The sequence below is a fragment of the Brevibacillus sp. B_LB10_24 genome (assembly GCF_046036945.1).
GTDB lineage: Bacteria > Bacillota > Bacilli > Brevibacillales > Brevibacillaceae > Brevibacillus_C.
The window spans coordinates 183,473-203,445 of the sequence record NZ_JBJQOQ010000004.1 but is presented as its reverse complement, the minus strand read 5'-3'; the positions used below and the strand labels follow the sequence as shown (position 1 = coordinate 203,445).

At 50.7% G+C, this 19,973-nt stretch carries 19 protein-coding genes, 2 pseudogenes and 2 riboswitches; of the genes and pseudogenes, 3 read left to right on the top strand and 18 right to left on the bottom strand.

From position 1 onward, the window contains the following. Positions 1–127 precede the first annotated feature (127 nt). Positions 128–291: riboswitch (M-box (ykoK) riboswitch) on the bottom strand. Positions 292–406: 115 nt separating this feature from the next. Continuing rightward, positions 407–1,381, bottom strand: a complete 975-nt coding sequence (locus ACI7RC_RS06685) for a LexA family protein (RefSeq protein ID WP_408107453.1) — start codon at positions 1,379–1,381, stop codon at positions 407–409. A 252-nt stretch (positions 1,382–1,633) separates the two neighbouring features. On the opposite strand from ACI7RC_RS06685, the gene ACI7RC_RS06680 reads away from it, so the two are divergent. Both ACI7RC_RS06680 and ACI7RC_RS06675 read left to right on the top strand, forming a co-directional pair. Beyond that, on the top strand, positions 1,634–1,837 hold the full coding sequence (locus ACI7RC_RS06680; protein WP_408107452.1) for a hypothetical protein: 204 nt from the start codon (positions 1,634–1,636) through the stop codon (positions 1,835–1,837). Between the two features lie 9 nt (positions 1,838–1,846). After that, positions 1,847–2,788, top strand: a complete 942-nt coding sequence (locus tag ACI7RC_RS06675) for an HD-GYP domain-containing protein (RefSeq protein ID WP_408107451.1) — start codon at positions 1,847–1,849, stop codon at positions 2,786–2,788. Positions 2,789–3,589: 801 nt separating this feature from the next. Here ACI7RC_RS06675 and ACI7RC_RS06670 read toward each other — a convergent pair. The 6 genes and pseudogenes from ACI7RC_RS06670 to ACI7RC_RS06645 form a co-directional block, all read right to left on the bottom strand. Next, positions 3,590–3,844 (bottom strand): annotated as a pseudogene (locus ACI7RC_RS06670) (hypothetical protein); the annotation flags it as partial. Continuing rightward, positions 3,837–3,974, bottom strand: a pseudogene (locus tag ACI7RC_RS06665) (helix-turn-helix transcriptional regulator); the annotation flags it as partial. The pseudogenes ACI7RC_RS06670 and ACI7RC_RS06665, both read right to left, overlap by 8 nt. Before the next feature lie 39 nt (positions 3,975–4,013). After that, entirely contained in the window at positions 4,014–5,228 is a 1,215-nt protein-coding gene (locus ACI7RC_RS06660; RefSeq protein WP_408107450.1) for an MFS transporter, read from the bottom strand. Between the two features lie 11 nt (positions 5,229–5,239). Further along, a complete protein-coding gene (locus ACI7RC_RS06655; protein ID WP_408107449.1) occupies positions 5,240–5,683 on the bottom strand; it encodes a MarR family winged helix-turn-helix transcriptional regulator in 444 nt (147 codons plus the stop codon). Between the two features lie 142 nt (positions 5,684–5,825). Beyond that, positions 5,826–6,164 (bottom strand): transcriptional regulator, encoded by a 339-nt coding sequence (locus tag ACI7RC_RS06650; protein ID WP_408107448.1) that lies wholly within the window; start codon positions 6,162–6,164, stop codon positions 5,826–5,828. A 17-nt stretch (positions 6,165–6,181) separates the two neighbouring features. After that, complete coding sequence (locus ACI7RC_RS06645; RefSeq protein ID WP_408107447.1) at positions 6,182–7,333, bottom strand: thiolase family protein; 1,152 nt, start codon at positions 7,331–7,333, stop codon at positions 6,182–6,184. Positions 7,334–7,676: 343 nt separating this feature from the next. On the opposite strand from ACI7RC_RS06645, the gene ACI7RC_RS06640 reads away from it, so the two are divergent. Further along, complete coding sequence (locus tag ACI7RC_RS06640; RefSeq protein ID WP_408107446.1) at positions 7,677–8,852, top strand: copper amine oxidase N-terminal domain-containing protein; 1,176 nt, start codon at positions 7,677–7,679, stop codon at positions 8,850–8,852. 126 nt (positions 8,853–8,978) lie between these two features. Here ACI7RC_RS06640 and ACI7RC_RS06635 read toward each other — a convergent pair whose 3' ends face one another. The 11 genes from ACI7RC_RS06635 to ACI7RC_RS06585 form a co-directional block, all read right to left on the bottom strand. Next, positions 8,979–10,409 (bottom strand): NAD(P)/FAD-dependent oxidoreductase, encoded by a 1,431-nt coding sequence (locus tag ACI7RC_RS06635; RefSeq protein ID WP_408107445.1) that lies wholly within the window; start codon positions 10,407–10,409, stop codon positions 8,979–8,981. A 120-nt stretch (positions 10,410–10,529) separates the two neighbouring features. Beyond that, positions 10,530–10,629: riboswitch (purine riboswitch) on the bottom strand. 262 nt (positions 10,630–10,891) lie between these two features. Then, complete coding sequence (locus tag ACI7RC_RS06630) at positions 10,892–12,097, bottom strand: trans-sulfuration enzyme family protein (protein ID WP_408107444.1); 1,206 nt, start codon at positions 12,095–12,097, stop codon at positions 10,892–10,894. A 32-nt stretch (positions 12,098–12,129) separates the two neighbouring features. Further along, on the bottom strand, positions 12,130–12,711 hold the full coding sequence (locus ACI7RC_RS06625; RefSeq protein WP_408107443.1) for a helix-turn-helix domain-containing protein: 582 nt from the start codon (positions 12,709–12,711) through the stop codon (positions 12,130–12,132). A gap of 165 nt (positions 12,712–12,876) precedes the next feature. Then, positions 12,877–13,365: an L-2-amino-thiazoline-4-carboxylic acid hydrolase gene (locus ACI7RC_RS06620; RefSeq protein ID WP_408107442.1), complete on the bottom strand. Its 489-nt coding sequence runs from the start codon at positions 13,363–13,365 to the stop codon at positions 12,877–12,879. Further along, positions 13,362–14,099 (bottom strand): ABC transporter ATP-binding protein, encoded by a 738-nt coding sequence (locus ACI7RC_RS06615; protein ID WP_408107441.1) that lies wholly within the window; start codon positions 14,097–14,099, stop codon positions 13,362–13,364. The genes ACI7RC_RS06620 and ACI7RC_RS06615 overlap by 4 nt, the downstream gene beginning before the upstream one ends. Continuing rightward, a complete protein-coding gene (locus tag ACI7RC_RS06610) occupies positions 14,086–14,859 on the bottom strand; it encodes an ABC transporter ATP-binding protein (RefSeq protein WP_408107440.1) in 774 nt (257 codons plus the stop codon). Before ACI7RC_RS06610 ends, ACI7RC_RS06615 begins: the two co-directional genes overlap by 14 nt. 6 nt (positions 14,860–14,865) lie before the next feature. After that, positions 14,866–15,876 (bottom strand): branched-chain amino acid ABC transporter permease, encoded by a 1,011-nt coding sequence (locus ACI7RC_RS06605; RefSeq protein WP_408107439.1) that lies wholly within the window; start codon positions 15,874–15,876, stop codon positions 14,866–14,868. Beyond that, positions 15,877–16,749, bottom strand: a complete 873-nt coding sequence (locus ACI7RC_RS06600) for a branched-chain amino acid ABC transporter permease (protein ID WP_408107438.1) — start codon at positions 16,747–16,749, stop codon at positions 15,877–15,879. A 2-nt stretch (positions 16,750–16,751) separates the two neighbouring features. Next, entirely contained in the window at positions 16,752–17,915 is a 1,164-nt protein-coding gene (locus ACI7RC_RS06595) for an ABC transporter substrate-binding protein (protein WP_408107437.1), read from the bottom strand. Between the two features lie 113 nt (positions 17,916–18,028). Continuing rightward, positions 18,029–18,712 carry a dihydroxyacetone kinase subunit DhaL gene (gene dhaL / locus ACI7RC_RS06590; protein ID WP_408107436.1) on the bottom strand — a complete coding sequence of 228 codons (684 nt, stop codon included), beginning with the start codon at positions 18,710–18,712 and terminating at the stop codon, positions 18,029–18,031. Between the two features lie 14 nt (positions 18,713–18,726). Continuing rightward, positions 18,727–19,728: a dihydroxyacetone kinase subunit DhaK gene (locus tag ACI7RC_RS06585; protein WP_408107435.1), complete on the bottom strand. Its 1,002-nt coding sequence runs from the start codon at positions 19,726–19,728 to the stop codon at positions 18,727–18,729. Positions 19,729–19,973 lie beyond the last annotated feature (245 nt).

Sequence of the window (19,973 nt, the reverse complement as noted above, 5' to 3'; positions counted from 1 at the left end):
AGCAGGACTTTTTTTAAACTGTCTACATTTAAGGTCACAGTTCACACAGAGAAACCAGGTCTTTGCCTGCACGCCAAAAACCACGCCAATGTATGCTGTTATCTCGAGAAAACAGCCATTGGCAACACTAGCCTCCCCTTCGTTGAGTTTTAGCACTGTACAGCATAGGTTAAAACCAGCTACATTAAGAAAAACCTTAATCCGATTTTTCCTGTTGACCCATTGGCGTCTCTCGACATTTTTGGGCAGCAGCGTATCTCTGTACAGGAGCCTCACCTAACAGAAGACAATATTCAACTATCGCAAACTATACATACCTGACATCTAGCTGTCAAGACTATTTTTTTCAAACAAACCCCTTTTGCTGAACCGTATCCTCCCGCACCTTGCGACTTGAAGCCTCGCCTTAATTTGACGTATTCGGCTCAAAGCTGACTTGAATCACTTTTCCGCAGATGCGCAGCTGGCTCTCGTCGATGACAAGCGGCTTAAACCGGGGATTGTCAGGATATAGCAGGACGAGCCCGCCGTCCGCATGTCTGATTCGGCGGAGCAGCACTTCGCCTGCATGGATCACCGCCGCGATGTCATCGCTTTCTACAACGGACTGCACCTTGACCAGGACCTTGTCGCCGCTGCAGATGCGGCTGCCTGCCATCGAATCGTCCTGAACGGAGAGATAAAACAGGTCTCCATCCTGATAGTTGTAAGGGTTGGACATTTCCACCCAGGTGTCAATTGCCTCCTCCCGGATGAGCCGGGGGTGATTGGCATCGATTTGGCTGACCACCGGCACGCGCAGGAAGTCCCGCGAACGGGATAGTCGGCTCAGCTCCTCTGCCGGGATGCCGGAGAGCTTGTCCGGTTTGCGGCCGGCATAAGGCAAGGACTCGACGATCAGGGTAAAGATCTTGAGCCTCGTTTCGATGTCCAGTGACTTGAGCAGCAATTTGGCCTGGTAGTCGTACTTCAACAAATGGTCTTCGTCTGTCACGATTTCATGATCTTGTAGGGCGTTTTGCAGCAGCTGGCGATACAGCGGGTCGAGACAGCCGTATTCATCGCACATCGCTTCTACCAGTGCATCAATATGTCTGCCGATCAGCGCGGTGATGTTGTCCGCCTGGTCCAGCATTTCGCGGATGACGAGAGGTGCCTTTTCCCTGTAGCCCGCGATGATCAGGGCATCCGGGTCGCCGCCGGTCACTGCCGCAATCGCTCGATTCACTTCATCAGAAGCAGGCGGAACGTCCCCTTTGGCGATTTGGCTGATATACGCCTGTGATACGGACGTTCCCCGCTCTTTGCACTGCTTCGATATTTCCCGATGCGACAAGCCGCTGGCCGCGATGTATTCCCTTACCAGCTGGTAATAGTTCATCTCCCATCTCCTCCGTAAGTCCATTATACAAAAAAACAGCCATGTTTGATAAATATTTATCGTTTAACTGGCGACTAACAGTCCCCATCGGCCTTTACGCTTTGGAGAAAAATTGAGTCCTTCAGCATATTAACTTTTATCAGACAAGCGTATTATGATAAATATTTATCAATCATATTGACAATCAATTGATAAATAAATATTATTCAGAATAAGTAGTAAATCTCTTTTGCAGGAGAGGGGTGTGATCGTATGGCAGAGGACGAATCGCCGAAGGCAAGGAGCAGTATCGGTCAAAGACTCGTAAATACTGTACTGCCGCGGATTATCTCCGACCTGAAACAAAAAGGGAAATGGCCGCCGGCCCCGCTGGCTACATGCCGGGCGAAGCAGGGCGAAGACACAGCCGGAAAACAAAAAACGATCGATCCATCGCATGATACCAAGAGAAAGTAGGGTTCAAGGGTGAAAGAAGCGGGAGGCATCTTCCAGCGGGCACCGCAAGAAGCTCTGCGGAAAACACAAAGTCCTCGTTTTTCGAATCAGCAAACCGTCGTCCGTGACATTCTTATTGGCTTTATTTATTCCCACCAACTCAAAGAGCGGGTATCTGACTCGGATATCAGTGAAACGTTTTGCAGAGTGTATCGCCATATCTTTTTTGAGATCGCTTCCCATCCGTTTCTCCTGGAGAAGTTGACGCTTCTCCACCAGACGGACCTCGTCCGTTTCCATCATTCGCTGAAGGTGGCGGTCACCAGCGGCATTGTCGGATTGGCGCTTCGGTACGATTCACAACAGCTGTACGAATTGACGATTGGGGCGCTGCTGTTCGACATCGGCATGACTCAGCTCCCGGAAAGCCTGATCCATAAAGCCGGCCCCCTGACAAAAAGGGAGCGTTCCAAGATGGAAAAGCACACAGTCCTGGGGTATCAGATGTTGAGCAGCCACAGGGATGTTCCCCAAGCGGCGGCATTATGTGCGTTGATGCATCACGAACGATTGGACGGCTCCGGCTACCCGCACCATCAGCGACAGCCGCACATCCATCCTTACGCGCAAATCGTGGGCATCGCCGACGTCTACAATGCCTTGATATCGCCCCGAAGCTACCGCAGTGCCTACACGTATCACGAAGCACTCGAGTATCTGTATGGAGCCGGCAACAAACTCTTTGACGGCGCTTTGGTCAAAACATTTACGAAGCATATCTGCGTGTATCCTATGAACAGCAAGGTTCTGCTGAGCAACGGGAAAATCGGCGTTGTTTCGGTGATCGACAGCGACGCTATTCACCTTCCGGTTGTTAAAGTGATCCAGAAACTGGACGGGACCTTGATTCATCCCTCATATGAAATCGACCTGAAGAAGAATCTCGATGTAGTAATTATAAACTCCTTGTAACCATTCCCATACAATTACGGTAAAACCTCACGATCAGGGAGAGTTGGAGGAAAACGTTTGGAATGGATGGGACAAGTTCACAGCTGTTTTATTCTTGGCACATGTCGGCGGCATCCTATCAGCTTGCGCCTTACGAGGCAATCGTAAGGTAATGTGAGGATCTAGCGGCAGCTTTGCCCTAGAGTAAAATGGCTCATCGCGGAAAACGCCCGAATTTAAATTTTCGGGCGTTTCTTTACGTATTCTTCAGGACCAGTCACATATGTAACACAGCCTTGGAATTTGCAACGATGGCGTGGAGTTCTGTATTTATCAAATACAATGTAACAAATATCTACCGGTTGATATACTGAAACTGGTACATCACCAATGAATTCTATATCTTCTCTATTCTGTACGAAGATAATTCTTTTTAGTCGCAATACGCCTTTCACTATAAAATTGAACCATACAGTCACCTATTGGTCCAGTTCCATCACCACAACCATTTTTACGGACAGCATCAGGATGAAAAAATGCCTAACGATTTTCGCAAGAGGAGGTAGCAAAGGGTAGGAATTGTAGGCTATTAATATGCCAACAGGCACTCTTAAGCCTGACGTAAAATTCCTATTACGACTTTAGGTCCCCTTTACGCAAAACATGAAATCAATAATAGGTCATTTCTTGTATTATGTTCCACTTTTCATTATTTTCATGCCTTTAATCATTAATTGGATTTTAAAGAGAATGAAGAAATAGAACGTCGTCATACCGGATTTATGTCGGGATAATTGAAAAAAAGCAGGGCGGCTCCCGGGTTTACCCGCATGATTCCAGGTGCCCTGCTTTCTTACGAATTTGCTTTCGCTCAAGCGCCCCCAGCACTACCCTGAAAAACTTGAGTGATTGCTGAAATACCGGACTTTGGATGAACGTGTAGAGAAATGTCACCACAAACACGGGACCGCCGAGGAAATAGCCGATGATCAGCACCAAACTCTCGACCAGGATGCGCGCTTTGCTTACAGACAACCCCGTCTTATCTGAAATCGACAGCATGAAGCCGTCCCGCGGAGCTCAGCGCCACCATATCGCGATGAATCGTCCTTTCCGACACGCCCAGGTGGTCAGCCAGTTCGCTCGTCGTCATTCTTTTGTTTGCCTGCAGCAGCAGCAGGATGGAAATAAGCCTGTCCGCCCTCACACAACCGCCTCACCTTCCCTAAAGTACGGCCGGTAAGAATCAAGCTCCCAGTTCTTTACTAGCGAGATACGCTTTTCGGCGCTTTGCTTTCGCCTGACCGGCCAGATATAAAAAGTAAACAAAGAGAAAAACAACCATCAACAAGGCTGACATCCGGTACATCGCCGGATAGCTTGTAGCGGTGGCAATCACACCCAAGAGCATCGACCCCAGAGCGATCCCCAAATCAATGCTGTTGAGAAACGCCGCGTTGGCCATTCCCCGCTTCTCAGGTGTGACGAGATTAATGATCCAAGCCTGGATAGACGGCTGCAAAATTCCGTAGCCCAGTCCGTAAAATACCGCTGATATCAACAGGACATTCATCGTCGTCGCGTACGAGAGAATGAGCAGCCCGACCAGGACCAGCAGTGCTCCCGGAATCAGGACGGCAATATGTCCTTTTCTATCGAAAATCTTCCCGGAGACCGGGCGAACCAACAGAATTGCGATCGCATTGCACAGGAAAAACCACCCCGGATTGGCGAGGTGAGCTTCCGCTCCGAACAAAGCGATGAAGCTGATCAAGCCGCCATAGGTAATCGAGAGCAGCAGGTTCAGAAAGCAAGGCAGCAGAATCGCCCGATCGAAAAATTGGACTTTCCCGGCTTGTTGGCTTGCCGCCATTGTTTTCGCCGGCTGCGCTCCTGAAGTGCGAACCAGCCGGATCAACGGGAAGATCAACAAGATAAGTACAGTGGCGGCGGCAACCAATGTGCCAAAGCCGTATTCCCCTAATAGCCCAAGTCCAATGACCGGAGCGATCGACATCGCAAGACTGGTCGAGAGTCCGAAGTACCCCATCCCCTCGCCCATCCGCTTTGGCGGAATGATATTGGAGGTCATCGTCGGGAACGTGGTGCTCACCATCCCAAAGCCTGCCCCGAAAAGGATTCGCATCACCAACAGCATAGCGATGGTCCCGCTATAAAAATACCCGGCAGACGACAAGAGTGCAAGACATAACCCTGCGATGAGGATCTGGTTTCTCTTTCCTCTCTTTAGAGCCTCACCGCTAAACAGTCGTGCCACGATAGCCGAAAGGGCGAATAAGCTGATCACCAGGCTTACCGTGAAATCATTCGCGTGAAATCTGCCGCTGACATACGCCGGAAAAGCCGGCGTCATCATCTGCAAATTCATAAACAACAGCAAGTTGCAAATCGTAAGCAGAATAAAATCCTTGCTCCACAGTTTCTCTCTCTGTCCTTCCAAATATGACACTCCTATTCCCTCAGTTGATGATCGATATTTTGATTCATCTGCAATAATGTTTGTCTGAACAACTCTAATTGAGCCTGATCCACACCGTCCAACATGTCATCAACAGCTTTTCTTTCGACCGGGACGGTTTGCTCCAAAATCGCCTTTCCCTTTTCTGTAAGCGTAACGAGAAAGGATCTGCGGTCCGTCGGACATGTTCGTTTTTCAATCAAGCTTTTCTTGTGCAGGACATCCAGTATTCGCGCAGTGGTCGGCTGATCCTTGGCCGAGCGGACGGCGATCTCTTTCTGGTTGATTCCGTCCTGCTCCCCCAGCCGATACAGCACTGACCACTGTTCCGGCGTAATTCCGTATTCTTTCAGGCGAAACTGCAAGTACTGCACCATTCTTCGATACGTGATGCCTATCAAAAAACCGATCGGCTCGTCAATCAAGTTCGTTTTCAAGTAGCTCCTCCCTTTTCCATTTTAATTGTTATAACAATAATAAGTAAGACAAGTAATTTTGTAAACAAAAAAAGACCCCTGCCCGCCTCCTTGAGGTGAATTCCCCTCATGTCGAACGGCAGAAGTCTTCATGTCCTGGGCGTCAGTATACGGGCAGCACCTCATGCTGACCGGCCAAAGACACGAACAGGTCCATGCCCGAGATCTTACCGGTCTGCAGCTTATCGCCCGCCTGGTAGTGGTCGACGCAGGTTTTGCAGGCGTAGACCGGGACGCCCCGCTCCTCCAGTTCTTTCAAGTGGACGTGTGACAGCGACTGATCGGTCAATGTCAGCACCCCGCGGTTCATGCAAAAAATCGCCGCCGGAAGCTCCTTTTGCTGTTTGAGATGTACCAGAAACGTTTCCAGGACGACCTCTCCCAGACCTGGATCTCCTTTGCCGAATTGGTCTGATGCGATCAAAATCACCTTGTTTTTCACCTGTGCGTAACTCCCTTCTAGTCCAACCGTTCAAGTATCGTCGCGTTCGCCATCCCATGGCCTTCGCAGACCGCCTGCAGGCCGTAGCGTCCGCCTGTCCGCTCCAATTCATGCATCAGCGTGACCATCAGCCGCGCTCCGCTTGCTCCCAGCGGATGGCCCAGCGCAATCGCTCCGCCATTGGGATTCAGCTTGTCAGGGGAGGCGCCTGTTTCCGCCAGCCAGACAAGCGGCACCGGAGCAAACGCTTCATTCACTTCGTACAAATCCATGTCTTCGATCGTCAGGCCCGCCTTTTTCAACACCTGGCGGGTTGCGGCTATCGGACCCGTGAGCATCAGGGCCGGATCGGACCCGACGACAGAGCGGGCTGCGACGCGAAACCTCGGCTTTAGCCCCAACGCTTCCGCCTTTTCCCGCGACATGAGCAGAATGGCTGCCGCGCCATCGCTGATCTGGCTGGCATTGCCGGGGTGGATCTTGCCATCTTCCTCAAAAGACGGTTTGAGCGAAGCCAGCTTCTCGATCGATGTGTCTCTTCTTGGCCCCTCGTCCTGCCGCACGGTCTGTTTGGCGCCGTCTGGCAGCGTTACCTCAATTGGCATGATCTCCCGCTCGAACCTGCCTTCCTCCTGTGCGCGAATCGCCTTGCGGTGGCTTTCCAGCGAGAATTCGTCCAGTTGACTGCGGGAAAGTCCCCATTTTTCCGCGATCCGTTCTGCCGAATATCCCTGGTGGATCGGACCGAAGCGGGCTGTGAGCTGTTCATTCCATTTGGCTCCCTGCAGATTGGAAAACATCGGAACGCGGGACATGCTCTCCACGCCGCCGGCAACCACGACGTCCATGTCCCCGCTTACGATCGCCTGGGCGGCAAAGTGAACCGCTTGCTGACCCGAGCCGCACTGCCGGTCTATCGTCACGCCCGGCACTTCAATCGGATATCCGGCCAACAACGCAGCCACTCTGGCGATATCGCCCGCTTGTTCTCCCGCTTGGGAAACGCATCCCAGGATGACATCTTCGATCAAATCTGCAGCAATCCCTGCCCTTGCAACCAGCTCTTTTAGCACTTCGGCGGCCAAATCATCCGGACGAATCCCGCTAAGCGCTCCCCCGCGCCTGCCGATCGGGGTTCGTACCGCTTCAATGATCACAGCTTCCCGCATGATAACACTCTCCCCTTTTTTCAATGATCGTACACCGGCCCCCTATATTCTAAAGATTTTGAATTGGGTGTGCGCGATGAAATTCACAACAACAAACTTCTGACTATCTCAATCATACCGCAAACGAGGTTTTGTCGGCTATCCCCCGGAGCAGGTCTTAAGGCCGGGATTTCCCATGCCCCCTTCCACCCAAACGGCAGCGGGGGCTTTTGCTTGGGGAAAGCAAGAGCCCCCGCTGTAAAATGTGGAAAAGTCTCAATGTCGACTGTGAACTTCAGAATCATCATGCACATTGGAACATATATTGTGAGCGGCAACAAAATGATGAATGGAGAGATGTCTTATGAAACTTTGGGTTTATCTCCTCCTCATTTCCTTAATGGTGTTCTTTGCTGCTGTACCCGTCATGGCGGCAGATCCGATTCAGATTCCCGTAAATACGATTATTCCGGACATCGTGAATCAACAGATCGGGCCTCAACAGATTCAATTGCCTGTCAATCAGACACTCGCCAATCCACCAATCCTCGTCGCCTTTAGCGCGATTGCAAACCGCTTTACAAATGTAGACCCCGCCACGGTATTTGACTTAGATGGCGATCTGACGGGTGACTTATCGATTAGCTCAACTACCGTAACCGGCAAAAATGGTGCGTTGGTCCAGTTGCTGAACCCGGCTCAACTCAACCTGGATCAGGTACAGTCCGTTCCCGCAAACGGATATTCGGCTTCAGCGCCCTTACAGCTTAACCGTGTATACGTTTCGCAGCTGCCGGGCGGCGGGTACGTCAAGTTCATGATTCTGCAAGCTTCGCCCAAGGTGACGATCTGGTTCCACTTCGGCAGGACCACCACAAGCGAGCTAAAGGCCGACGGCACCGGGGGGCATACAACGCTTACTTGGGGAGCTCTGCCCGATGCTGCTTTGGGATATAACCTCTACCGGTATGAGATCGGGGACAACAACAGCTACACCGTTACCCAACTGAACGACTTCACCATCCAGCAGACTTCGTTCGTAGACAACACAGCGCAGAAACACTACTATATATACGCGGTTCAAGCGGTAAAGTCAGGCGGAACGCCCGGCTCTTTGACCACAGCAGCAGCTGTCTTTGTCCAATCGCTGCAGCGGAGTCTGACGATATCATTGACGACGGACCAAGCCAAACTCGACGGATCGAAAAATCTGAAGCTTGATGCAAAGCCGGTCATCAAACATGGATGGATGATGGTCCCGGCCACGGTTTTTTCGAGCACAGGCACCAACGTGGCGGTTGATGGATCCACGGGTCATCTTACGCTTACTCGGAAGATCGGTAACGTTACCTACAGGGTAGAGATGACCATCGATGACACGGACTATACCTGGAATGGAACAAAATTCACGACGGACGTGCCGCCTTATAAGAGCGGGAGTGTCGTGATGGTGCCGCTTCGCGTCGTGTCGCCTGTGCTGGGCTTAGGGGTAACGTTCAACTCAGTCGATCGCACGGCCACCATCCAATGGGCAGAATAAGCTAACCGGGTATTGCCTCCAATATGAGTACTGCCCGCGGCTATTTTTACCCACCAGAGACCACAACAGGTGAAATGAAAAAATTAGCCCGATCTGCCTGTAGAGCAGATCGGGCTGCCGCCGTTCCTATTGTTTTTTGATGATGTTTCTGGCAATCCAGACGCCGGCAGCGCCTGCCTGGGCCAGTCCCCGGGTGACGCCTGCGCCGTCTCCGCCGCAGTACAAGCCTTGGATCTCGGTCTCGAATTCTTCCGTCAGTTTAGGCCGCGCCGAGTAGAACTTCGCCTCAACGCCGTAAAACAGCGTGTGGTCGGAGGCGATCCCCGGAGTCACCTTGTCGAGCGCCTCGACCATTTCGATCAGGCTTTTCATCGTGTTGTAAGGCAGTACCAGACCGAGGTCGCCGGGAACGGCTTCTTTCAATGTCGGCTCGATAAAGCCCTCCTTGATCCTGTTCACCGTGGAACGCCTTCCGCGGATGATGTCCCCGTATTTTTGCACGATGACGCCCCCGTTGGACAAGTCATTGGCCCGTTTGCAGATCTCCCTGGCGTACTCGTTCGGTTTGTCGAACGGCTCGGTAAACCGGTGGGAAACCAAGAGCGCGAAATTCGTATTCGCCGATCCTAACGCGGGGTCCTTGTACGCATGGCCGTTCGCCGCCATGACGCCGCTGTGATTCTCGACGACGACATGTCCCGACGGATTGCTGCAGAACGTCCGGACGCGTGTGCCGACCGATGTGTTAAAAATAAACTTCCCTTCGTACAGATGCTCGTTGATCTCTTTCATCACGATGTCTGACGTCTCTACACGCACGCCGACGTCTACCTGGTTGTTGTACATTTTCAGCTTTCTTTTCTTTAAAATCTCGGTCAGCCAGGCCGATCCGTCTCTGCCCGGTACGATCACGACATGATCGCTGTAAAACTCTTGGCCGTTTTTTAATACGACGCCTCTGACCTTATGGGCCTCGTTCTCTTTGACGGTCAGGATGTCGGCCACTTCGGTTTTAAACATCATGTCGACGCGATCCTTGAGGTACTCGTAGATCGATTTTAGGATTTCCAGGTTTTGCTCCGTTCCGAGGTGTCTGACCTGGGCTCTGAGCAGCTTTAATCCTGCCGCAAAACCGCGCTGTTCGATACTCTTGATCGTATCTGTGGTCGGGTCGGTCACCGCTTCGGTAGCTCCGTGCTCCAGGTTGATCTGATCCACGTACTTGATCAGCGCAAGCACCGTGGAGGAGTCGATGTAGTCCGTCATCCAGCCGCCAAACTCGGTTGTGATGTTAAACTTCCCGTCGCTGTACGCTCCCGCTCCGCCAAATCCTCCCGTGATGGAGCAGGCCGGCAGACATCCGGCGAATTCTTTTTTCCCGGCCGCCGGCGGACAGAGTTTGATTTTTTCTTCCAAAATCGGGCAGCGTCTATAATAAATATCATGGCCTTTATCGATCAACAGCACTTTGGATTGAGGCGACTTCAAGGTGAATTCGTAGCAGGCAAATATTCCCGCCGGTCCGGCCCCAACAACAATTGCATCGTATTTGCTCATATTGTCCCCCTATGCTCGTTCTCGTCTTGAGATGTGATTCGTTAAGAAAAGCTTCTGTCGAAGTTCTCGCAAAGATCCCCACCCATGCAAACAACAAAAAATCCCTAACGGCGGATGGGTGTGACAGCGCACCCCATTCGTAGTCAGGAATTTACGGCTCCTAGTAGAGACCCTCAAACCATATCATTGAGGATATACGAACAGTTTCAGTGAAAAGTATTTACTTTCAACGATTACAGTTTAAAGGAGATAAACTAACGTGTCAAGGGTAATCTTAAATTTTGTTCGTGTTTTATTGATAATAATTATGAACATCAAGGATATAAGAATAATATCAACACAAAACACGAACAATGCTCCATCGGAGCTAGGCGGCCTGCCAATCATCTGAGGTGCATCACAGAGGTGGTTTAAGCAAAGAAAAACAACCATACCCTGCTTTTCCACAAGAAAAGCAGGGTATGGTTGCTGCTGCTCAAGTCTTATACTTGCCGCAGTGCTCGATCCAGATCGTCGACAAGGTCTCCGGCTTCCTCCAAACCGACGTGGAGGCGAACCAACTGGTCGGTAATTCCCATCTGCGAAAACTGCGCTTCCGTAAAACCACTCCCAAAGCCGACTTTAAGCGGATTGCATATCGACTCATATCCGCCCCAGCTAAGTCCAATCTTGATCAGTTCTAACCCGTTGAAGAAATGCACCATCCTGTCGCTTGCAGCATCAAGTTCAAAACTGAACAAACTGCTAAAACCGCTCATTTGGCTTTTGGCCAATTCATGTTGAGAAAAGGAGGACAGCGCTGGATAGTGAACTCGTTTTACTTTTGGATGAGATTCCAGAAAATTGGCTATAATCAGGGCGTTCTTGGCATGCTCCTTCATCCTGACTGGCAGCGTTCGCAATCCTCTCAAGATCAGCCAGGCCTCAAACGGCGCCGGAGACGATCCGATCAGCTTATGCTGGCGGCGAATCGGTTCCATTTGCGCTTGGTTCGCCACAATAAAACCGCCAATGGTGTCGCTATGGCCGCTGAGATACTTGGTAGCGGAATGGACGACCACATCAATCCCCAGCTGCAGCGGTTTTTGAAACAGCGGAGTCGCGTTTGAATTGTCGATCACTGTGGTGATCCCGCTTCCTCTGCACAATGCCGCTATCTTGCGTAAATCCTGGACGTTAAACAGAAAACTTGCCGGGCTCTCCAATACGACCAATTGCGTATTCGGTTGAATCACAGCCGCAAGCTCGTTTACATCATCGCCGGAAATAAACGTAACTTGCAGATTCAGTTTTTCTTCCAAGTAATGCAGGAAGCTCCGAGTAGGACCGTAGAGGTTGCGTATCGCGATAATATGACCGCCGCTTTGGGCGTAAGCGAGAATGGCAATCGACATCGCCGAAACGCCCGAGCTGGTCAACAAAGCGCTGTCGCCGCCCTCCAGGCTGGCTATTTTTTTGCACAAGATATCGAAATTCGGATTCCCGTATCGGGTATAACTGTATTGGTCGCCAGCGTGATTGATCGCCTTTACAAAATCCTCATACGTTTTGCTTGTGAACAGAGAAGTTTGAAAGATCGGCGGAACAACCGCATCATAATACTTGTCGTTCTCCTCTTCTCCCAAGTGAAGGATGTTCGTCGCTTCATGGTAAACCGACGTTTCCTCCCTTATGCCTTGTTCAATCATCGTCCTTACACCGCCTTCTCTCTATCGTAACGTTACATTTGTTTTCGTTTAAAGCCAATCCACAGTCCGACTGCAGGTTCTGTTCCGGTGTTTTCGGACATGTGCGGAATCATCGAATTGTAACAGATGGCGTCGCCTTCCTTGCACTGAACAATCCGGTCCCCCAGATGGAGCGTGATATTTCCTTTTATCACATACAAAAATTCCCATCCCTCATGTGCTGCCAAGCCTGCGTCATTTCCGCCTCCTGGTTCAAGCTCGACGTGCACAGGCTCGATTTCCAACTGTTCACCTGGCGTTAATATCCGAAGTTTGCGATTCCCGTTCCCATCCAAAAAAATTTGGTCTTCCAAAGGAAAGTACAAATACGGCTGTTCGCTGTTATGTCTTTCAAAAAAATACGGCAAGCTTTTGTTAAACGTATCGCTCAGTTTTAACATTACCTGCAGCGAAGGAATAGCCTTGCCGTTTTCCAACTGACTCAGGTACCCCAGGGATAATCCGGTAAGTTCGGACAAGGCGCGAAGGCTCATCCCTCGCTGATTTCGAAGATCTCTCAGCCGGTAGCCGATTCGTCGCAATTCCTCCGCGTGTCTTTGTTCTTCATTGGACATGTTGTCACCTCGTAAAAAACATTGCGTACTTCTGCTGCGTTTCACTCCATTTCGCTAACACAAGCGAAGAATGCGGCTTCGCCAAGCATCCTCTGCCAAGCGAAGCCTATCATTCTATCTAAAACCTAACATAAAATCTCACATCCGTGCATCCTATCTGACCCATTATTTACGGTTAAAGACAAATCTGCAATAGCCGTCCCCTGCCGCAATGCGCTTTTCCGGAGTAAATTGGAAGTCCGGGAAGTTTTCCATTAAGCCGTGATCTCCTTCTACAGCCCACTTGCAAAGATTGTCGATTTGTTCATCCGTATTCCCATTCTTTTTCCAACTCTCAACAAGCGGACAATAATGCACGTGCACCACAGCATGGTCGCCCATGACCTCCTTGACGTCCATCTCGAACACCTGGCTGACCAATTCATTGGCAAACTGGCTGACAAACTCCTCCATGCTCTCGGTTTGGATCATTTTATGACTTTTCAGATAACCAAACCTTTGAATCGCCCGCCGTGCGATCGGCTCCGGGTCCACCCCTGCAGCGACAGCCTCTTTGGTCAACAGATCAAACCAGGTCGCCCGGTCTTCGATCGCGTTTCTCACCATCCTTACCGCTTCGTTGTACGGTATGACATCGGTTCTTTGGTTACTCATAAATGTATTGCCTCCTTTTGGTATTTTTCTCCTAAATAAGCTTTTCGCACCATATCATTGTGCAGCAACTCCCGCGCTTCTTGAACAAAAGCGATTCGCCCCGTCTCCATGACAATTCCGCAATGTGCTACCTTTAACGCTTGGCGGGCATTTTGTTCGATTAGCAGGATGGTAATCCCCTGCTCTTGGATAACCCTGACTAGTTCGAAAATTTGCCTGATGATCAGCGGAGCCAATCCTAGCGAAGGTTCGTCTAAAATCAGCAGTTTCGGTTCCGACATCAGGGCGCGGCCAATCGCCAGCATCTGTTGTTCTCCGCCGCTTAACGTTTCACTCAGCTGGTGATATCTCTCCTTCAAGCGGGGAAAGAGGGTCAACACATACTCCATGGAACGGTCGATAGCTTTTCGGTCTGTTTTGATGTAGGCTCCCATCAACAAATTCTCCCTGACCGTCATCTGCGGAAAAACCTTTCGTCCCTCAGGAGAGTGGGAGATGCCTAACCGGACGATTTGATCCGGCCGCAGGTGATCGATTCGTTCACCCATGAAACGCACTTCTCCATCTCTAGGCTTTAATAGACCTGAAATCGTATTGACCGTGGTCGTTTTACCGGCACCGTTATTGCCGATAATCGCCACCGTTTCTCCTTTTTCCACCTCAAAAGAAATGCCCCGCAATGCCTGGATGTTTCCGTAGTAGGTAGAGAGATTGCGTATTTCAAGCAGCGCCATCGTCTTCCTCCTCCCCCAAATAAGCAGCTATGACCTTGGGATCAGCGCGAATCTCCTGCGGGGTGCCCTCGGCTATTTTTTTGCCAAAGTTAATCACATAAATGCGGTCGCAAACCTCCATAATGACTGCCATATCGTGTTCGATCAGCAGCACGGTATGACCGGCTGCCCGGATATTGCGAATATGCTCTACCAAATGGGCGGACTCGCTGTCATTCATTCCTGCCCCTGGCTCGTCGAGAATGAGCAGCTTCGGATTGGTAGCCAGCGCTCTGACGATCTCCAAATACCGTTGTTCTCCGTACGCCAAACTGTTCGCCAGGTGTTTTCCTTTTCCTTCCAACCCTACCATCGAAAGCAGTTCATATGCCGTTTCATGAATCCTCGCCATTTCTTTACGAAATCTGGCTGTCTTAAAAATGGAGTTGAACATGCTTATTTTCGACTTGTTGTAAAGGGCAATTTTTACATTATCCTCTACGCTTAGCGAATCGAACAGCTTGATGTTCTGAAATGTTCGCGACATACCCATTCTAGCTATTTGATGAACTGGACAGCGGGTAATATCTTTCCCCTGGAACGTAATCCGCCCCTCGCTCACCTCATACACGCCTGTCAAGAGATTAAACAGCGTCGTCTTCCCTGCCCCGTTTGGTCCGATCAATCCCAGTATCTCGCCCTCGCGGATATGAAAATCCAGATCTTCCACAGCGACAAGACCGCCAAATCGTTTCGTTACCCGATGGGCTTCCAGCAGCATGACCTTTCACCTCCCTTCCGAGATTATCTCTTCGGTTACATGCGCTTCATCACGGTTTCCGGGAGTGGACGATCTTTGCCCCATCACCCAGGAAATCGATGCGGATTCGCTGATCAACCCTTGCGGCCGCAGCAAAATCATCAGCAGGAGCAGCAAACCGTAAAAGACCATCCGATATTCAACCAGAAAGCGCAGAGCGTCCGGTGCAAGCGCTAGCAGCAGCGCTCCGACAAATACGCCCGGCAGACTGCCCATGCCGCCTACCACTACCATCGCCAGCAGTGTGATCGATTCCATGAAGGCAAAATTATCCGGGTGGATATAAGCCGCATGGAATGAGAAGAAGCCGCCCAATAACCCCGCCACCCCGGCGCCGATCATAAATGCTTTGGTTTTATACATTTGCGCGTCGACACCCAAGGTCCGTGACGCATCCTCATTCTCCCTGATCGCCCGGAGTGTCATGCCAAAGGGCGAATAACTTAAGCGCCACAGAACAAACAGGATGGGTACGATCAGACATAGCATGAGGTAGTATTGGCTGGTATTCGTCGCAAAGGTAAAGCCGAACACCGAAGGCGCAGGTATCCCGGTAATACCCATCGGTCCTCTTGTCACCGAAATCCAGTTCAAAAAGATCAGGCGCATAATCTCGCCAAAAGCCAAGGTCGTGACAGCCAGGTAAATACCCTTCAGCCGAATCGTGGGAATCGCCAGCAAATAGCCGATGAATGCCGCTGCAAGGGCTCCGGCGATCAGACACAGCAGGTAAGGAAGATGAAACTGGACGGCTAAAAGAGAAGCTGTGTACGCCCCGATTCCGTAAAAGGCGGCATGACCGAGACTAATTTGTCCGGCAACTCCAAAAATCAGATTGAGACTGGCAGCCAAGCCGATGTAAATGCCGCTCATGATCAGCACTTTTAAGATATAGGGAGTTGCAGCCAAAGGTATTGCCAGCGAAAGCAGCGTGCAGCCGATTGCCACCCAAACAGGTGAGAAAAACCGCCTAGACATTCAGACCCCCCTTTTTCTCCCACCTAAACCGGTAGGTCTGAGAATTAATAATAAGACCAGTAGCAAAAACGCGATGGCATCCTGCAGTCCGGAGTGGATGTAGGCGCCTGCCATCGTTTCCGACATGCCGAGAATTAATCCGCCGACAACTGCCCCCGGGATACTTGTGAGGCCGCCCAATACCATCGCCACAAAAGCCTTAATCCCCGGCATAAAGCCCATATACGGATCCAGTGCACCGTAGTAGAAGGCAACCAAAACCCCCGCCGCCGCCCCCATCGCGGCGCCAATGGCAAAGGTGTAATTGATCGTGCGGTTTACGTTGACGCCCATCAGATAAGCAGCGTCCCTGTTCTGTGCGATGGAGCGAATGCCAAAACCGATCCGGGTTTTGTACAGCAATAGCTGCAAACCTGCCATTAGGGCAATGGAAACAATAAAAATGACAACCTGAATTCCCGAGATGCGGATGCTGTCTCCGCCCCAGTCTGCCGCGAAAATCGCCGAACTGGTACTGATTGATTGCGTCTCTGGTCCCCAGATCAACACAGCGATTTCTTTCAATAAAATGGAGAGGCCCAGCGTCGCCAGCATTGTGGTTTCCGGTTTCATTCTGCGGAGCGGCTTGAATGCGATTTTTTCCATCGCCATTCCGACGATAGCTCCGGCAATCACCCCTCCGATAAACGAAGGTACCAGCCCCCAGCCCAGAAATTGGGAAAGCGTAAACGTAACAAACGCGCCGATCATGTAAACTTCACCATGAGCAAAATTGACAAGTCCCAGCACTCCGAAGATGAGTGTAAAGCCGATCGCCGTCAACGAATACGTCATGCCAACACTAAGCCCATTGAGAATTTGCTGGATCAACATAGCTACTTGCTCCCCTGATGGAGGATAAACTGTCCATCTTTCACTTCCAGCTTTACCATCTCTTTGACGACATCGCGGTTTTCATTAAAACTGGTCGTACCGGTCACACCGGGAAAGTCTGTTGTCTTCGCCAAAGCATCGCGGACGCCGGTACGGTCCGTTATTCCTTGTTCCACGATCGATAGGATCATATTGACCGAATCATACGCCTGGGCTGCAAACGAATCCGGATTTTTGCCGTTCTGTTTCTTGTACGATTCGACAAAGTTCTTAATGATCGGGCGTGGATCGTCCGGGAAAAAGTAACTGTTGCAGTAGGTTCGCTCCACAGCTTGACCGCCCAATTCCAAGTACTTATCCGAATAGAGAATGGCAACCCCCAGCAGCGGTACATTCATCCCAAGTTTCCTCGCCTGTTGGGCTACCAATGCAGACTCTGTATACGGCGCCCCCAGGTACAGCACATCCGGTTTCGTCTCACGAATCGTGGTCAGAATGTTGGCGAAGTCTTTTTGTCCCGGGTTAAAACTCTGAATACTAACTATCTCGCCACCCCGTTTTTCAAAACCCTTGACAATGCTATCCTTGGCAGAAATCCCCCAGTCGTTCTGAATGTGCACCACTGCCATTTTTTTAAAGCCCATATCCGAACCGTAGCCTGCGACAAAATCTCCTTCCACCTCTTGAATGGGAACATTGCGGAAGATATAGTCTCCAGTTCTTGTGAAATCGGGATGGGAAGCGCTTGGGGAGAGCTGCACCAAACCGGAGCGTTGGTAAATCGGCGCAGCAGCCATCGAAGTGGTACTGGAAAAATCCCCAATCACCGCGATGACATTTTGGTTGTCCACCAGCTTCTGGGCGATGCTGGCTGCTTCCTTCGGATCATCCTTGGAATCCATCTCCATTAAGTTCACCTTGATTGGTCCGGCTTTGGCGTTAAATTCATTGATCGCAAGCGTAATGGCATTGCGAAAATCTTTGCCGTATTGAGCACTGTTTCCCGTCAACGGCGCCGACAAGCCAATCGTCACCTCCCTGGCGCCCGTATCAGGGTTGGTTTCGCCTTGGGAAGAGCCGGAAGAAGCTTGATTTCCGCAACCGCTCACTAGCAAGAGTGCACTTAATAGCGATGCGGACAGGAAAGTTTGAAGCGATCGACGCATGCGTATTTCCCCCATTCTATATTTTTATAGAAAAATATTTTTCTGTGAGTGAACATACAGGTAAAAAAAAACGGTACCCTACACGCTTCTATCAGATATTTAATGCAGCATTCTCATGCCAAATGGCGATCCGAATCCGGCGGTACGATCCTCCCTGTTTCTTTCAGGGATTTGACACACGCGTAAAAAGTAGACAAGATCAGATAGGCAGAGGTTGCTCCGGGATCTTGGTGTCCCAATGCCCGTTCTCCCAGTTTGCTTGAACGGCCTTTCTTTGCCTGCAGATCTTTTGTTGACTTCATCCCCTGCTCTCCTGCCAAAACCGCTTGCTGCAGACACTCGTCCAATTCCTTTCCGGCTTCACAGGCTGTTTTCATGCCCTCGATCGCGGGAAGCCAGGTGTCAATCATCGTTTTATCGCCAATTTGTGCGTTTCCCCGCTCCAAGATGCCGCCTACCGCTGCGACCCAGAATCCAACGACGTCATCCTTTGTCAGAACCGATTTCCCTTGCAGCACTGCCGAGCCTCGCAAAAAGGCGGTTGCATACAGTGGACCCACTGAAGCGCCCACGGCATTTAGGAACGAGAGGGCCATTTCTTTGCACATTGAGCCGCAGTCCCCTAGCTCAAGTGTTTCCAGCTTTGCGACGACAGCCTTCCAGCCCAGCGACATCGAGATGCCGTGATCGCCATCGCCTAACGCACGATCCAACTCTGACAAGTACTCCTTCTGCTGTTCGATTTGGTTGGCAATCTGCACAAAAATCTGTTTGAAATCCTGAAATGAGATGTGCATTCCGATCCCCTCCCTCACGCTTGAACAAACATGGGACAATCCGCCGGATAGTCGATCAGTTCAGTCAGTTCGTCATCCAGTTTTAAAATGGATACGGAGCACCCGCCCATCTCCATAGAACTGACAAATTCTCCAACATAGGAACGATGTACGCCGATTCCGCGCTCCTTGAGAAGTTGGGATATCTTTCTGTACACGATTAGCAGTTCCATTTTGGTGGTTGACCCCAGACTATTTACCATGACGGCGACTCGATCACCGCTGCCTAAAGGCATGTCATCGAGTATCCGCGCTAACAATACTTCAGCCACTTCGTCTGCACTGCGCAATTTCCCCCGCTGAACTCCTGGTTCGCCGTGAATCCCCAGGCCAATCTCCATCTCATCGTCGCCCAAACGAAAACTCGGCTCCCCGGTTTGCGGTACGTAGCAAGGGGACAGGCCGACTCCCATGGAACGGGTCCGGTCATTTGCCTTGCGGGCCAATCTCACGACCTCTTCAAGCGAGCAGCCTTTATCAGCGGCAGCCCCGGCAGCCTTGTAAACGAAAAAGGTGCCTGATATCCCTCGCCTTTTTTCCTTCTCAGCTTTCCCCGCGGAGGCCACGTCGTCCGCCACCCGCACAGTTTCAATCTGCATTCCTTCCATCGCCGCCAGTTCGACCGCCATGTCAAAGTTCATGCAGTCCCCTGCGTAATTGGCGTAGATGTAGATGACGCCGGCACCGCCGTCTACCGCCTTCGTAGCCTGTAGAATGGGTTCCGGCGGAGGGGAAGCAAATACATTGCCGACTGCCACTCCATCTGCCATCCCTTTTCCGATCAACCCCAAAAAGGCTGGTTCATGCCCCGAGCCCCCGCCAATCACGATGCTCACTTTTCCAGCTCGAACCGACTTTACACTGATGAGTGATCGTTTGTTTTCAGGGAGTACTTTCACATATTGCGGGAAAGCTGCGGCATACCCCTCAATCATCTCATCTACTACCGCGTCAGGAACATTGATCAACTTTTTCATCCTCATTCACCTCCATCTTTTTCTTTCGCGTCACAACTTGCTGATCATTAGCGTCATAACCGACAAATGACATCCCTCCTTTCCCTCTAACACAACACTTTCTTCAAAGAAAATCTTTTTTCTCACAGTGAACATTTGTGCAAAAATAAATGATCATTTGAGATGGTGCTCGAATGATATAACACAGTTCCGAAAATAATGTTAATTTTATATTTTCATTCTATTTTTATTTCCCGTTTTGTCAA

Excerpts from the sequence above, each read along its gene's own strand:
- ACI7RC_RS06685 (WP_408107453.1), bottom strand. The coding sequence starts at position 1,381 with ATGAACTATTACCAGCTGGTAAGGGAATACATCGCGGCCAGCGGCTTG.
- ACI7RC_RS06680 (WP_408107452.1), top strand. The coding sequence starts at position 1,634 with ATGGCAGAGGACGAATCGCCGAAGGCAAGGAGCAGTATCGGTCAAAGA.
- ACI7RC_RS06645 (WP_408107447.1), bottom strand. The coding sequence starts at position 7,333 with ATGCGGGAAGCTGTGATCATTGAAGCGGTACGAACCCCGATCGGCAGG.
- ACI7RC_RS06640 (WP_408107446.1), top strand. The coding sequence starts at position 7,677 with ATGAAACTTTGGGTTTATCTCCTCCTCATTTCCTTAATGGTGTTCTTT.
- ACI7RC_RS06635 (WP_408107445.1), bottom strand. The coding sequence starts at position 10,409 with ATGAGCAAATACGATGCAATTGTTGTTGGGGCCGGACCGGCGGGAATA.
- ACI7RC_RS06630 (WP_408107444.1), bottom strand. The coding sequence starts at position 12,097 with ATGATTGAACAAGGCATAAGGGAGGAAACGTCGGTTTACCATGAAGCG.
- ACI7RC_RS06625 (WP_408107443.1), bottom strand. The coding sequence starts at position 12,711 with ATGTCCAATGAAGAACAAAGACACGCGGAGGAATTGCGACGAATCGGC.
- ACI7RC_RS06620 (WP_408107442.1), bottom strand. The coding sequence starts at position 13,365 with ATGAGTAACCAAAGAACCGATGTCATACCGTACAACGAAGCGGTAAGG.
- ACI7RC_RS06615 (WP_408107441.1), bottom strand. The coding sequence starts at position 14,099 with ATGGCGCTGCTTGAAATACGCAATCTCTCTACCTACTACGGAAACATC.
- ACI7RC_RS06610 (WP_408107440.1), bottom strand. The coding sequence starts at position 14,859 with ATGCTGCTGGAAGCCCATCGGGTAACGAAACGATTTGGCGGTCTTGTC.
- ACI7RC_RS06605 (WP_408107439.1), bottom strand. The coding sequence starts at position 15,876 with ATGTCTAGGCGGTTTTTCTCACCTGTTTGGGTGGCAATCGGCTGCACG.
- ACI7RC_RS06600 (WP_408107438.1), bottom strand. The coding sequence starts at position 16,749 with ATGTTGATCCAGCAAATTCTCAATGGGCTTAGTGTTGGCATGACGTAT.
- ACI7RC_RS06595 (WP_408107437.1), bottom strand. The coding sequence starts at position 17,915 with ATGCGTCGATCGCTTCAAACTTTCCTGTCCGCATCGCTATTAAGTGCA.
- dhaL (WP_408107436.1), bottom strand. The coding sequence starts at position 18,712 with ATGCACATCTCATTTCAGGATTTCAAACAGATTTTTGTGCAGATTGCC.
- ACI7RC_RS06585 (WP_408107435.1), bottom strand. The coding sequence starts at position 19,728 with ATGAAAAAGTTGATCAATGTTCCTGACGCGGTAGTAGATGAGATGATT.